We start from the raw sequence: 15052 nt of genomic DNA, 5'->3' as shown, positions 1-15052 counted from the left end.
GTTACCCGGCAAAGAGAGCCGAGGCAGCAACCGCTGCACCATCCATAATTGGTGATGAGAACAGAATGAAGAACACGATAAAGGCAGTTGCCACTGTCAGTACCAATGTCATTTCTGCACCGACAGGTTTGTCAAAAGATGCGCTTGGCTCATCAAAGTACATGACTTTAATAATGCGAAGGTAATAAAACGCGCCGATCACAGAGGTTAGAATACCAATCACAGCCAACGTTGTAAGCCCCGCATCCACAGCAGCAGCAAAAACCACATACTTGGCAAAGAAACCAGCGAGTGGCGGAATACCAGCCATAGAGAACATGAATATCGTCAAGGCCAATGCCATCGCAGGACTGGTTTTACTCAAGCCTTTGAGATCATCAATGCCTTCGACCATGTTACCTTTCTGACGCATGCTCAGAATACAGGCAAAGGTTCCCATATTCATAAAGATGTAAATGGTCATATAGATAACAAGACCTTCAACACCAGCCTGTGTTCCCGCAGCCAAGCCAACCAGCGCATAACCAATATTACCGATGGAGCTATAGGCCATAAGACGCTTGATATTGGTTTGTTTGATCGCAGCAAGAGAGCCCAAAATCATGGACGCAAGCGCTACAAACACAATAATCTGCTGCCATTCAGCAACCAGCGAACCAAATGGATCGCTTAGCAATCTGGCAAACAGTGCAATAGCAGCAACTTTGGGGGCAGAAGCGAAAAAGGCTGTCACAGGTGTTGGGGCACCTTCGTACACATCCGGTGTCCACATGTGGAATGGTACCGCAGAAATCTTGAATGCGATAGCAGCACAAACAAAGACCAAACCAACAACAAGACCAACCTGTGGAGACTGGTCTCCTGCCGCAAGACCGGCAATAACCGTTCCCAGCGTGTCAAAGTCAGTGGTTCCGGTAAATCCATAAACCATGGAACAGCCGTAGAGCAACATTCCGGAAGACAAGGCACCAAGTACAAAGTACTTTAGGCCAGCTTCAGAAGAACGCAGGTTCTCACGGCGAATGGCTGCAATGACATAAAGTGCCAAGCTCTGTAGTTCCAGACCAACATATAGTGACATCAAGTCATTTGATGAGATCATCATCATCATGCCAAGTGTCGCCAGAACCATCAGCACAGGAATTTCAAATCGTGCCATTCCCTCGCGTTCAACAAAGCGTTGGGTCATCAAAATACCAAAACCGGAAGCCGTCAAAGCAACGAGTTTCATATAGTTGGCATAGGCATCAACAACAAAGAGACCGCCAAATGCCACCCCTTGCTTTTGATCTCCGAAGAAAATCAAACCAAACGCGACCGCAATAACCGCAACGGACAAAGCTGATACAAAACCTGCTGTTTTGTTACCTGCGTAAGCTCCGTAAAGCAGTAGTACCGTTGCAGAACATGCCAGGAAAATCTCGGGCAATGCCATTGATAGATCTGTTGTGATCATCTTGATAGCCCCTCTATTGACCAAAGACCTGCGCAAACATCGGCGCGGCGTTCGAGGCTGCGATTGCAGTCTCATAGTTAGTGATTAGATTACTTACAGATGCAGACATGATGTCCAGGAAGCTTGGGGGATAAATACCCATCCAAAGCGTAAGAACAATCAAAGGTGCAAATACAGCCTTCTCTCTCCAGTTCAGATCCAGAAGTGCTTTCACATCGTCCTTTTCCAGTTTCCCGAAGATAACCTTGCGATAGAGGTACAGCATATAGGCAGCGCCCAGAACCATACCTGTCGCAGCCAGTGCGGCAACCCAGGTGTTTGCTTTGAAGGCACCAACCAGTACAAGGAACTCGCCAACAAAACCACCTGTTCCCGGCAAGCCGACAGATGCCAGCATAAAGACCATGAACATCAGGGCATAGACAGGCATCTTGTCCACAACACCACCATAAGCTTCGATCATACGTGTATGCATGCGATCATAGACAACACCGACGCAAAGAAAGAGTGCCGCAGAAACAACACCGTGTGACAGCATCTGATAGATAGCACCTTCAATACCCTGTTGGTTCGCCGCAAAGATACCGATTGTCACATAGCCCATATGCGCCACAGAAGAATAAGCAATCAGTTTTTTCATATCTTCCTGTGCCAATGCCACAAGTGACGTATAGATCACAGCAACAATAGAGAGCGCGTAAACCAGCGGAGTGAAATATACGGAGGCTTCAGGCATCATCGGAATTGAGAAGCGCAAGAAGCCATAAGCCCCCATCTTCAACAGAACCCCGGCCAAAATAACAGACCCGGCTGTTGGCGCTTCCACGTGAGCATCCGGCAACCATGTATGAACAGGCCACATCGGCACTTTCACAGCAAAAGATGCAAAGAAAGCAATCCATAGCCACTTTTGCATTTCTGACGGGAAAGTCTGTGTCATCAACACTGTGATATCCGCGGTACCTGCAACTGAATACATTGCCAGAATGGCAACCAGCATCAGGACGGAACCAGCCAGCGTATAGAGAAACAACTTAAAAGCCGCATACACACGACGTGTACCACCCCAGACACCGATGATCAGGAACATCGGGATCAATACACCTTCGAAGAAGATATAGAAGACAACGATATCCAGTGCACAGAACATGCCAACCATCATGGTTTCAAGGATAAGGAATGAAACCATGTATTCCTTCACACGCTTGGTCACAGCACCCCACGATGAGATGATGCAAATTGGCGTCAGAAGGGTTGAGAGCAGAACAAAGAGAACTGAGATACCATCAACGCCCATCCGGTAAGACAGACCAAGGGATGGCATCCATTCAACTTCTTCCACAAACTGGAACTCGGCAGTTCCACGTTCAAATCCTGTCCAGAGAAGAAGAGAAACCGCAAAAGTCACTCCGGATACCCAAAGGGCAACCCAGCGTGAATTTCTTGCAACAGCCTCTTCACTATCCCCCCGGATAAGAAGAATGATGAGCGCACCCAACAAAGGCGCAAAGGTCACAATTGAGAGAATATGATCTTGCATAGCCCTTAACCTGCGTTGGAGACGATATACCAGGTCACCAGGGCAACAACCCCAATCAACATGGCAAATGCGTAGTGATAAACATATCCGCTTTGCAGACGGCTCGCTTTACCCGCAAGAATGCGTGTAAGGGAACTAACCCCATCTGGCCCATATGCATCGATGACAGCACCATCCCCTGATTTCCAGAGGAAGCGCCCGATCTTGACGGCGGGACGCACAAAAAGGAAGTCATAGAGTTCATCAAACATCCATTTTCTGTAAACAAATGTATGGATTGGCTTGATGATAGACACAAAAGTCGCCGGCAGGCTTGGTACAAACATATAGAATACATATGCCAGTACAATTCCGCTAACTGCAGCCGCGAGTGGTACAAGCTTGACCCATGTTGGAACATGATGCGCAGCCTCGACCGTATCGTTACCAGCGAGAACAAAAATCGCATCGCCCCAGAATTCAGCTTTCACGTCACCGACGAAATAGTTGTATCCCGACATCCCGGCAAAAAGAGCACCAACACCCAAAACAAGTAGCGGGATCATCATTACCATTGGTGACTCGTGAACACCCTTCATTGTATGTTCGTCAGCACGCGGGTTCCCGTGGAAAGTCATGATAAGCAGACGCCAGGAATAGAAGGCCGTCATAAAGGCAGCCGCTGTCCCCGCCCAGAAAGCAAACATGCCCTGGGTAGAGTGATCAGCATAAGCAGCTTCAAGAATAAGGTCTTTGGAATAGAAGCCGGATAGCGGTGGAATACCTGCAAGGGCAATTGAACCGATCCACATTAGAAGATAGGTCGCCGGGATCATTTTCCAGATACCGCCCATCTTGCGCATGTCCTGTTCATGATGCATCGCATGGATCACTGAACCAGCCCCCAAGAACAACAGCGCTTTGAAGAAAGCGTGTGTCATCAGGTGGAAAATTGCCCCACCATAAGCAGATACACCAATCGCAAAGAACATATAGCCAAGCTGTGAACAGGTTGAATAGGCGATCACACGCTTGATATCAAACTGCGTCAGGCCAATGGTTGCCGCAAAGAAGGCTGTCCCGGCACCAACATAGGTCACGACTTCCAGTGCTGCAGGTGCATATTCGAACACAGGCGAGAAACGGCAGAGCATGAAGATACCCGCTGTCACCATTGTCGCCGCATGAATAAGCGCGGAAACAGGTGTTGGGCCTTCCATCGCATCAGGCAACCATGTGTGCAGACCAAGCTGAGCAGATTTTCCCATCGCCCCAATAAAAAGCAACAGGCAAATAATTGTCAGGGCGTGCCCTTCAAAACCAAGGAATGTGAATTGAGCTGTCGAAAGGCCCTCAGCCTGAGGAAAAATCTCAGCAAAGTTAACAGAACCAAAGAGAACAAAGACGCCCATGATGCCAAGAGCAAAGCCAATATCGGCAACACGGTTGACCAGAAATGCTTTCATCGCTGCTGAACAGGCCGAAGCTTTTTCATACCAGAAGCCAATCAACAGATATGACGCCAGACCAACACCTTCCCAACCAAAGAACATCTGCACCAGGTTATCAGACGTAACCAGCATCAGCATGAAGAAGGTGAAAAGGGATAGATACGAGAAGAAGCGTGTAATTGACTTGTCTTCGGACATATAGCCGATTGAATAGAGATGAACCATTGATGAAACAACAGTCACAACAATCAGCATAACGGCTGTAAGCGTATCAATTTTCAACGCCCAGGATAATTGAAAATCCCCAGAATTAATCCATGTAAACAAAGGCGTTGTTCTCGCGTTTCCATCAATGGCAACATCAAAGAAAACAACGAATGATAAAACAGCTGATACAAGCAGTAACCCCGTGGTTACGACTTGTGCTCCGCGATCGCCGATCCACTTGCCAAACAAGCCGGCAATAAACGAACCTAACAGCGGGAGAAAGACTATAAAGTTTTCCATCGTCGGATTAGCCCTTCATCATGTTGATATCTTCAACCGCGATAGACCCGCGATTACGGAAGTAGATAACCAGGATCGCCAGACCGATCGCCGCTTCAGCGGCAGCAACCGTCAAGATAAAGACGGCGAAAACCTGACCAACCAGATCACCCATATGGGTAGAGAAAGCCACAAAATTGATATTCACAGCCAAAAGCATCAGTTCAATAGACATCATGATAACAATGACGTTCTTTCTGTTCAGAAAGATACCAAAGATGCCCAGAGTAAACAGAACAGCCGCAACAACCAGGTAATGGGCTAGACCAATTTCTAACATGGTTAGATTCCACTCCCACTAGATACTTTTTTGATTTCAACGGACTCTTCGCGGCTACGATTAATCTGGTCAGAAATAACCTGTTTACGAACGCCGTCACGCTGACGGAGCGTCAGAACAATTGCCCCAACCATCGCAACCAACAGAATCAGACCACAAGCCTGGAAGAGATATGCGTATTTAGTGTAAAGCACCTGCCCCAAAGCCCGTGTATTATGGACACTATCCATATCCGGAATTGGTACCGCCGCAGTAGCAACTGCATCGGGTGCCGTAAATGTCGAAGACAGGATCAGAACAAGTTCCAGGAAGAGAACCAGACCAATAGAGCCACCAATCAACAGATATTGCTTAAAGCCCTGTCGCGCGCGCTCAATATTGATATCAAGCATCATAACGACAAACAGGAAGAGAACTGCCACAGCCCCGACATAGACAACCACCAGGATCATCGCCAGGAATTCAGCCCCCATCAGGACGAAAAGACCCGCCGCATTAAAGAAGCAAAGAATAAGGAAAAGAACCGAATGAACCGGGTTCTTGGAAGAAATCACCATAACCGCCGAAGCGATCGTGATTGCTGCAAATAGATAGAAGACGAGAGCCTGAATAATCATTTGGCTACCCTTTCTTTATAGGCCTGGTGTTGGCATATGATTTTTTTCATAAACACTTTTTTATCCCAAGCTCTTAGCGGTAAGGAGTATCCAGCGCGATGTTTTGCGCAATTTCGGTTTCCCAACGGTCGCCATTTTCGAGCAGCTTGTCTTTGTTATAGAAAAGCTCTTCACGTGTCTCAGTCGCAAACTCAAAATTTGGTCCCTCAACAATAGCGTCCACCGGGCAAGCCTCTTGGCAAAATCCGCAATAGATACACTTCGTCATATCAATGTCATAGCGTGTTGTACGGCGACTGCCGTCATCACGCGGCTCAGCTTCGATTGTAATCGCTTGTGCCGGGCAGATAGCTTCACATAGTTTACAAGCGATACAACGCTCTTCCCCGTTCGGGTAGCGGCGCAAAGCATGCTCTCCACGAAAACGCGGGCTAATCGGCCCTTTTTCGTATGGGTAGTTCAAGGTAACCTTTGGCTTAAAGAAGTATTTAAGCGTCAAGGCCATACCGGAAAGCAGTTCGGTCAAAAGAAGACTGCGGACTGGGTTTTTCATAAAAGCCATCGTCCTCTATCTCTCCATATTTCTTTTTATTATTTTCTTATCCATTTACCAGATCCCCTATTGAGCAACTGGTAGAAGGTCAAAGCCAACCAGTACACCAGCCGTTAGGAATACCCACAACAGCGAAAACGGCAGGAAGACTTTCCAACCCAGACGCATCAGTTGGTCATAACGGAAGCGTGGGAATGTGGCGCGAACCCAAAGGAAACAGAAAAGAACCATTGCGATCTTCAACGAGAACCACACCGGACCAGGTATCCAGTTCAGCGGCGCAATATCCAACGGCGGTAACCAGCCACCAAGGAAAAGAATTGCAGCCATAGCACTCATCAGGATCATGTTTGCATATTCTCCAAGGAAGAACAGCGCAAAGCTCATGGAAGAATACTCAACCATGAAACCAGCCACGATTTCAGACTCACCCTCGGGCAAATCAAAAGGCGAGCGGTTTGTTTCAGCCAAAATAGAAATGAAGAAGATCACAAACATAGGTAGCAATGGGAATGCATACCAGTTCAAAAGACCGTAATCACCCTTTTGCGCCATCACAATATCTGACAGGTTCAATGATCCCACACACAACAGAACAGTGATGATCACCAAGCCCATGGAAACTTCGTATGACACCATTTGGGCTGCAGAACGAAGTGCACCAATAAAAGGATACTTTGAGTTAGAAGCCCACCCCGCCATGATCACACCGTAAACACCCAGTGAAGAGATCGCAAAGAGGTAGAGAATACCGACGTTGATATCACTAACCACCAGACCTTCACCAAAGGGAATAACAGCCCAGGCAACAAGACTAAGGATAAAGGTGAGCATCGGTGCCATGATAAAGATGATCTTGTTAGATCCAGAAGGAAGAATGGTTTCCTTCATCATCAATTTAACAGCATCAGCAAATGGCTGCAGCGCACCAAAAGGACCAACAACGTTTGGCCCCTTACGAAGCTGCATCGCACCAATTACTTTACGCTCGGCAAGTGTCAGATAGGCAACCGCGATCAACAGAGGACCAACGATAATCATAATTTGCGCAACGATCATGATCGTTGGCAGAGCGTATCCTTCCCAGAATTCAACCATTTGTTCCAGTAGCTCCCTGCTCTTTTCTCAGTACAAATTGCTCTGTACAGGCTGACATCGTTTCGGATGAACGGCTGATCGGATCAGTCATATAGAAGTTTTCGATATTGCTTTTGAAAGGATCAGATGAAAGTTTTGCTCCGTCACTAGCAATATCACCAAGGCCTGTCGTAGAAACCTGATCAATGGCAGCAAACACAGGGTTTACTTCAATCATTCTCTGACGCAGTTGACCAAGGTTGTCATAAGGAAGAGCGTCTCCAACTTGCTCGGAAAGAGCCCGAAGGATTGTCCAGTCTTCTCTTGCTTCTCCCGGTGGGAATGTAGCAAGACGACCAAGTTGAACGCGCCCTTCTGTATTCACATAAGTTCCGTTTTTCTCAGTATAAGCGGCACCCGGTAGAATCACATCAGCAGCAGATGCACCCGCATCACCATGATGACCTTGATAAATCACAAAAGCATTCTTCAGCTTGGATGTATCAATTTCATCTGCACCCAACAGGTAAACCGCTTTGATCGACCCTTTTTCAGCACCATCCAGAATGCCAGCAACATCCGCACCCTTTTTGCCTGGTACGAAGCCCAAATCTAGGCCAGCAACTCGGGAAGCCGCTGTGTGCAGAATGTTGAAACCATTCCAATCGTCCTGAACAAGACCGTATTTATCGGCAATTGCTTTTGCTTCAGCCAGAACCGCAGCACCGTCATCACGGGTCAATGCCCCCATACCAACAATAATCATTGGCTTCTTGGCTTCTTCAAGAACCTTTGCAAAGGCATTTTTACCGGAAGTTACTTCCTTAAGCGTTTCAGGGCCAGCACCGAGGTAATCGTAATCGTAAGTCAGATCAGCTGCTTCGCCGATCATGCCAACCTTGAAACCGCCTTCCAGAAAGCGTTTACGAAGACGTGCATTGACAAGGGCTGCTTCCCAACGTGGATTGCTCCCCACAAGCAAAACTGCATCAGCGTCTTCAATACCAGCAATAGAGCTGTTGAAAAGATACGTGGAACGATCAGAAGCGTTGAGCTTGGCACCATCCTGACGGCAATCAATGTTCTCCGAGCCGAGATTTGCCATGAAATCCTTCAAGGCCAACATTGATTCTGCATCGTTAAGATCACCAGAGATCGCTGCAATTTCATTGCCTTTTAACGGAGAGAGCTTTTCTTTAATAGCAGAGAAAGCTTCATCCCAAGAGGTTGCTTTGAGTTTACCATCGACACGCACATATGGACGGTCAATACGCTGACGGCTTAAACCATCTGTGATGTAACGGGTTTTATCTGTGATCCACTCTTCGTTCACATCTTCATGGATACGCGGAAGAACACGAAGAACTTCACGACCACGAACATCAACACGAATGTTCGATCCAACAGCATCCATCACATCAATCGAATTTACCTTTTTCAATTCCCAAGGACGAGCGTTGAATGCATAAGGCTTGGATGTCAATGCACCAACCGGGCATACATCGACCAGATTACCGGATAATTCAGTATTAACAGCCTTTTCCAAAGTTGTGATCTCAACATGACCACCACGATTTAAAAGGCCAACTTCTTCAATACCCGCAACTTCGGTCGAGAAACGCACGCAACGGGTACACTGAATACAGCGGGTCATGATCGTCTTGATCAAAGGCCCCATGTATTTTTCAGTTACTGCGCGTTTGCTTTCTTTGTAGCGTCCGTGATCCAGCCCAAAGGCCATGGCCTGATCCTGAAGATCGCACTCGCCACCCTGATCGCAAATCGGGCAATCAAGCGGATGGTTGATCAAAAGAAATTCCATCACCCCTTTGCGGGCTTTTTGTACAACCTCGGTATCGGTCTTGATAACCATGCCTTCACCCACCGGCATCGCACAGGATGCAATCGGTTTTGGCGCACGTTCCATTTCGACCAGACACATCCGGCAATTACCGGCAACGGAAAGACGTTCGTGGTAACAGAAACGTGGAATTTCTGCGCCCGCAAGTTCACAAGCCTGAAGAACTGTCAGGCCGTCTGCGACTTCAATCTCTTTACCGTCAATCGTCAACTTTGGCATCAGTCTCTCCTACTCCGCTGCCTGGCGCGATTGCTTGTATTCGTTAATCCGACGCTCGAGTTCCGGACGGAAATTCCGGATCAAGCCCTGGATCGGCCAAGCTGCAGCATCACCAAGCGCACAAATCGTGTGACCTTCTACCTGCTTGGTAACATCCCAAAGCATATCGATTTCTTCAACATCGGCTTCACCGCGAACCATGCGCTGCATAAGGCGGAACATCCATCCCGTTCCTTCGCGACATGGCGTACACTGGCCACAACTTTCGTGTTGATAGAAATGTGAAAGTCGGCAGATCGCTTCGACAACATCGGTGGATTTATCCATGACGATTACCGCCGCGGTTCCCAAACCGGATCCTGCTTCGCGTAACGCGTCAAAATCCATTGTCATGGTATCGCACACATGCTTTGGCAGCATAGGAACCGATGATCCACCCGGAATGACCGCCAGCAGATTATCCCAACCGCCGCGAACACCACCGGCATGCTTTTCGATAAGCTCTCGCAAAGGAATGCTCATCGCTTCCTCGACGTTACACGGCTTGTTCACGTGACCAGAAATAGAGAAAATCTTTGTACCAGTGTTATTTTCACGGCCGAACTGTTTCCACCAATCAGGACCTCTGCGCAAAATGGTCGGCGACACAGCAACTGTTTCCACATTGGTCACAGTTGTTGGGCATCCATACAGACCACAGGCAGCAGGGAATGGTGGTTTCAAACGAGGTTGACCTTTTTTGCCTTCCAGACTTTCCAGAAGCGCCGTTTCCTCACCACAGATATAGGCACCAGCACCACGGTGAACGTGAACATCAAATGCCCAGCCAGAACCGCAGGCATCGTCACCCAGCAACCCATCAGCTCTTGCCTGCTCAATAGCAGCTTCGAGCCGCGTAGATTCCAGATAATACTCACCGCGAATATAAATGTAGGCCGTATGTGCGCCCATTGCGAAACCAGCAATCAGGCAACCTTCAATAAGCGTATGTGGATCATTACGCATGATCTCACGGTCTTTACAGGACCCCGGTTCGGATTCATCGGCATTAACGACCAGATAGCTCGGACGGCTTGGATCTTCTTTCGGCATGAAAGACCATTTAATGCCAGCCGGGAAACCCGCACCACCACGACCACGCAGGCCAGAGTCTTTCATACGATTGACAATCTCTTCGCGCCCAAGAGCAACCAGATCTTTGGTATCTATCCAAATGCCACGTTTCTTGGCACCTTCCAGCCCCCAATCGTCTTGTCCGTAAAGATTTTGGAAAATACGATCTTTATCTTCTAGAAGTGGCATCATTCACCCCCTTTTAGGGTTGTACGCTCACCCTCTGGTGCAGAAGTAAGACGGCCAATTTGTGATCCGATCGGCACGTCTTTGCCTGCGCGAAGTTCTTCAACGATTTCCATCATCCGTTCAGGCGAAAGATCTTCATAATACCAGTCATTGATCTGAACCATTGGCGCGTTACAGCAAGCGCCCATACATTCAACTTCAACAACAGAGAAAAGACCGTCTTCGCTAACATCACCAACTTTACTAACGCCAATTTTATCCATTGCCGCTTTCAAAATGTTGTCTGATCCGTTCAGCCAGCACGGTGTTGTCCGGCAAACCTGAATAAAATACTTACCAACAGGTTTTAGATTAAACATCGTATAGAAGGTTGCAACTTCGTGCGCACGAATTGGTGCAATTTCAAGATATTCGGCAACGTATTCAATTGCCTCTGGCGGTAGCCAGCCGTCATTCTGTTTTTGCGCAATATAGAAAAGACTTATAATCGCGCTGGCCTGACGGCCCTCAGGGTACTTGGCAACAATCTTTTCAGCTTCACGAAGGTTTTCTTCGGTAAACTTAAAGTCGCCAGTTTTGGCTTTTGGAAAACTACTGGTTTTCATCGGTCAACCTCGCCGAAGACGATATCCATTGAACCCAGAATAGCGACACTATCAGCCAGCATGTGCCCGCGGCACATGTAATCCATGGCAGCTAGGTGCGCAAATCCCGGTGCTTTAATTTTACAACGGTATGGTTTATTTGATCCATCAGCGACCAGATAAACACCGAACTCTCCCTTGGGAGCTTCGACCGCAATATAAGTTTCACCGGCAGGAACGTGGAAACCTTCTGTATAAAGTTTGAAGTGGTGGATCAACGCTTCCATAGAGCGTTTCATATCATCACGACGCGGAGGGGTAACTTTATGATTTGGCGCAAGAACAGGCCCTTCAGGCATCTTCTCAATACACTGCTTCATAATATGCAGGGACTGACGCATCTCTTCGACACGAACAAGATATCTGTCGAAACAATCACCGTTTTTCCCAACTGGAATATCAAAATCCAGTTCATCATAACAATCGTAAGGTTGTGATTTACGCAGATCCCATGCAATACCGGAACCACGGATCATAGGACCGGAAAGCCCCCAATCCATCGCTTCGTCAAAATTCATAACACCGATATCAACTGTTCTTTGACGGAAAATTCTGTTTTCAGTCAACAAACCTTCGAGGTCGTCAATAAAGGCCGGGAAGTTATCACAAAATTCTGAAATATCGGACAGCAATCCGGCTGGAAGATCCTGATGCACACCACCCGGACGGAAGTAAGCAGCGTGTAATCTGGCACCACAAGCACGCTCGTAGAATTCCATCAGGATTTCACGTTGTTCAAAGCCCCAGAGGATAGGTGTCATCGCACCAACGTCAATCGCAAAAGTCGTGATATTCAAAAGGTGATTTAGAATACGTCCGATTTCGCAATAGAGAACACGGATGTACTGACCGCGCTTTGGCACTTCGATATCAAGCAGCTTTTCAACAGCAAGAGCAAAAACATGCTCTTGGTTCATCGGTGCCACATAATCAAGGCGGTCAAAATAAGGAATTGCCTGTAAATAGGTCTTATATTCAATCAACTTTTCTGTGCCACGGTGCAGCAGACCAATATGCGGATCTGCCCGTTCGATGATCTCGCCATCCATTTCCATAACGAGACGAAGAACACCGTGCGCAGCCGGATGCTGAGGACCAAAGTTCAGCGTAAGAGGCTTAATCGTTGCTTCAGCCATTTAAGCAGCCCCCTCTTCATTTTCCTGTTCGGCTTTCTCATCACCCGGCAGATTTACAATACCTTCCCACGGGCTGGAGAAATCGAAATTCCGGAATTCCTGTGTCAGTTTCACAGGTTCGTAAACAACACGCTTTTGCGCTTCGTCATATCTGACTTCGACATAACCTGTAAGCGGGAAATCCTTGCGCAGCGGATGACCTTCAAAACCATAGTCAGTCAACATACGGCGCAAATCCGGATGATTGGCAAAGAAAATACCGTACATATCCCACACTTCGCGCTCGTACCAGATAGCAGAACTGAACAGCCCTGTTACAGATTCAACAGGCGTTTCATCACTTGTTGAAAACTTGACCTTAACACGCTGATTGTGAGTAAGAGATAGAAGACAGTAAACGAGTTCAAAACGATCTTCCCGGGCCGGATAATCAACCGCAGTCAATTCCACCAGCTGTCTGAATTGACAGTTTTGATTGTCTCTTAGGAACTTTATAACCTCAAGAAGGGTATCTGACTTTGCCCAGATGACAAGTTCGTCATTTATAAGCTCTGATCCAGTTACCGCCTCTCCCAAGGTAGTGGCGATATAATCGCCCAAGTCCAGTAAAGCCTGATTCATATAGTTCACCAGTATTTAGGAATGCCTGAAATAGGCTACCTGCGGAATTTCGCGGTTCGTTTGATTTTCTTCTGAAGCTGTAGAATACCGTAAATAAGCGCCTCAGCAGTCGGCGGGCATCCCGGTACATAGATATCTACAGGAACGACCCGGTCACAGCCACGAACAACAGAATAGGAATAGTGATAATAGCCACCACCATTAGCACAAGACCCCATTGAGATAACCCAACGAGGCTCTGGCATCTGATCATAAACCTTGCGCAAGGCCGGTGCCATTTTGTTGGTAAGCGTACCGGCAACAATCATCACATCAGACTGACGGGGCGACGGGCGAAAAACCATGCCAAAACGGTCCATGTCATAACGGCTACATGCCGCGTGCATCATTTCGACCGCACAGCAAGCCAAACCAAAAGTCATGGGCCATAGTGATCCCGATTGCGCCCAACCCGTCAGTTGATCCATACGCGCCAACACAAAGCCACGTTCGGCGAGTTCTTCGCCAACATTTTGCAGAACAAGATCCTGTTCCGGCCCCGGTGGCAGCGGTGCCCCTTGCTTGAGAGCTGGATTAGAGATTACTCCCATTCCAATGCCCCTTTCTTCCATTCGTATGCAAAGCCAATCGTCAAAATGACCAGAAAGATCACCATCGACCAGAAACCAAAGAGACCGATATCACCAAGAGATACAGCCCAGGGGAACAGGAAGGCTACTTCAAGATCAAAAATAATGAAGAGGATCGCCACCAGATAGAAGCGCACATCAAAACGGCTTCGCGCATCATCAAACGCTTCGAAACCACACTCATAAGTACTGATTTTCTCTGAATCAGGGTGCTGTTTAGCCATGATTACAGAAGCTAGCATCATTGCGATCGCCAGCCCTACTGCAATTCCGAGAAAGATCAGAATTGGCAGATATTCTGCCAACATCCCATCTAAGCCCATCTCTCCATACAATCTACACGAGGGTTACCGCGCAAATCGCCTTTCATGTCGAATATGACAAGAGGCCTTTTATGGCCCTATTTTTTAAGTATGTACTAAATATCGCCCAAAGGCGACATAAGCAAACATAGAATCGCCACAATCTAGAAAAAAATCGTGTTGTCCCAGTAGCTGAATCAAGTATTACCCGAAGAACAAAAGGAAACACATTCCATTCTATAGGATAAATATTTGCAATGTATTAAAATATACAGGAATATTATAAGGATACGAGGAGTATCAATAAGAAATGATGGCGAGGATGACGAGACTTGAACTCGCGACCTCTGGCGTGACAGGCCAGCGCTCTAACCAACTGAGCTACACCCCCGCAGAAGAGTGCCATCGGTGGACGGTTGAATGGCGAGGATGACGAGACTTGAACTCGCGACCTCTGGCGTGACAGGCCAGCGCTCTAACCAACTGAGCTACACCCCCACAAAACCGTCCCTGCGGACGAGGGTTTGTTTAATGTAGTCCCTCTTCCCTGTCAAGCGACGGAATAGATTTTTGACAGTTTTTTTTTAGTTTTTTCAACAAAGGTAAAGATAAGAAGAAAATCCTTTATCTTCAATGACCTAATTAATCGATTTTATTCAGCACCAGTTGAAAATCTCACCTGATATTCATGACAAAACCACAGAAACAGCAATCTATTTTATCAAGGCTCTATAAGAAATGGCTAATTCAGGATAGAAACTAACTATCTTTCCAGCTCATCACCATAATTCCCACGAGAACGCCAGCTGGAACTTGATAGCTTTTGCACATAGGCGTCG

The 15052-nt window shown here is 47.4% G+C and carries 14 protein-coding genes and 2 tRNA genes; all 16 read right to left on the bottom strand.

The annotated features are described in order from the left end of the window. Window position 1: 1 nt before the first annotated feature. Window positions 2-1456 (bottom strand): NADH-quinone oxidoreductase subunit NuoN, encoded by a 1455-nt coding sequence (gene nuoN, locus D9A03_RS04755; RefSeq protein ID WP_120496059.1) that lies wholly within the window; start codon window positions 1454-1456, stop codon window positions 2-4. A gap of 13 nt (window positions 1457-1469) precedes the next feature. Next, window positions 1470-2996 (bottom strand): NADH-quinone oxidoreductase subunit M, encoded by a 1527-nt coding sequence (locus tag D9A03_RS04750; protein ID WP_120496058.1) that lies wholly within the window; start codon window positions 2994-2996, stop codon window positions 1470-1472. A 5-nt stretch (window positions 2997-3001) separates the two neighbouring features. Further along, window positions 3002-4933: an NADH-quinone oxidoreductase subunit L gene (nuoL, locus tag D9A03_RS04745; RefSeq protein WP_120496057.1), complete on the bottom strand. Its 1932-nt coding sequence runs from the start codon at window positions 4931-4933 to the stop codon at window positions 3002-3004. 7 nt (window positions 4934-4940) lie between these two features. Beyond that, entirely contained in the window at window positions 4941-5252 is a 312-nt protein-coding gene (gene nuoK, locus D9A03_RS04740) for an NADH-quinone oxidoreductase subunit NuoK (protein ID WP_046505092.1), read from the bottom strand. Window positions 5253-5254: 2 nt separating this feature from the next. Next, the gene (locus tag D9A03_RS04735) at window positions 5255-5869 is read right to left on the bottom strand and encodes an NADH-quinone oxidoreductase subunit J (protein ID WP_120496056.1); all 615 of its coding nucleotides are present in this window, start codon (window positions 5867-5869) and stop codon (window positions 5255-5257) included. Between the two features lie 73 nt (window positions 5870-5942). After that, window positions 5943-6431, bottom strand: coding sequence for an NADH-quinone oxidoreductase subunit NuoI (gene nuoI, locus D9A03_RS04730; RefSeq protein ID WP_046505088.1), 489 nt, complete (start codon window positions 6429-6431; stop codon window positions 5943-5945). Between the two features lie 57 nt (window positions 6432-6488). After that, complete coding sequence (gene nuoH / locus D9A03_RS04725) at window positions 6489-7520, bottom strand: NADH-quinone oxidoreductase subunit NuoH (protein ID WP_046505085.1); 1032 nt, start codon at window positions 7518-7520, stop codon at window positions 6489-6491. Continuing rightward, window positions 7513-9579: an NADH-quinone oxidoreductase subunit NuoG gene (gene nuoG, locus D9A03_RS04720; RefSeq protein ID WP_120496055.1), complete on the bottom strand. Its 2067-nt coding sequence runs from the start codon at window positions 9577-9579 to the stop codon at window positions 7513-7515. Before nuoG ends, nuoH begins: the two co-directional genes overlap by 8 nt. Window positions 9580-9588: 9 nt before the next feature. After that, complete coding sequence (gene nuoF, locus D9A03_RS04715) at window positions 9589-10881, bottom strand: NADH-quinone oxidoreductase subunit NuoF (RefSeq protein WP_047763577.1); 1293 nt, start codon at window positions 10879-10881, stop codon at window positions 9589-9591. Further along, window positions 10881-11486: an NADH-quinone oxidoreductase subunit NuoE gene (nuoE, locus tag D9A03_RS04710; RefSeq protein WP_047763578.1), complete on the bottom strand. Its 606-nt coding sequence runs from the start codon at window positions 11484-11486 to the stop codon at window positions 10881-10883. Before nuoE ends, nuoF begins: the two co-directional genes overlap by 1 nt. Beyond that, the gene (locus D9A03_RS04705) at window positions 11483-12661 is read right to left on the bottom strand and encodes an NADH-quinone oxidoreductase subunit D (RefSeq protein WP_085908223.1); all 1179 of its coding nucleotides are present in this window, start codon (window positions 12659-12661) and stop codon (window positions 11483-11485) included. The genes nuoE and D9A03_RS04705 overlap by 4 nt, the downstream gene beginning before the upstream one ends. After that, a complete protein-coding gene (locus D9A03_RS04700; protein ID WP_120496054.1) occupies window positions 12662-13282 on the bottom strand; it encodes an NADH-quinone oxidoreductase subunit C in 621 nt (206 codons plus the stop codon). It lies immediately after the preceding gene. Window positions 13283-13317: 35 nt separating this feature from the next. Continuing rightward, window positions 13318-13872 carry an NADH-quinone oxidoreductase subunit B family protein gene (locus D9A03_RS04695; RefSeq protein WP_046505071.1) on the bottom strand — a complete coding sequence of 185 codons (555 nt, stop codon included), beginning with the start codon at window positions 13870-13872 and terminating at the stop codon, window positions 13318-13320. After that, a complete protein-coding gene (locus D9A03_RS04690) occupies window positions 13863-14234 on the bottom strand; it encodes an NADH-quinone oxidoreductase subunit A (protein ID WP_046505069.1) in 372 nt (123 codons plus the stop codon). The genes D9A03_RS04695 and D9A03_RS04690 overlap by 10 nt, the downstream gene beginning before the upstream one ends. Before the next feature lie 293 nt (window positions 14235-14527). After that, window positions 14528-14604, bottom strand: a tRNA-Asp gene (locus D9A03_RS04685). A 30-nt stretch (window positions 14605-14634) separates the two neighbouring features. After that, window positions 14635-14711 (bottom strand) — tRNA-Asp (locus D9A03_RS04680). Window positions 14712-15052: the final 341 nt, after the last annotated feature.

Source organism: Kiloniella sp. EL199, assembly GCF_900313065.1.
GTDB lineage: Bacteria > Pseudomonadota > Alphaproteobacteria > Kiloniellales > Kiloniellaceae > Kiloniella.
This window is presented reverse-complemented; position numbering and strand designations above follow the sequence as displayed.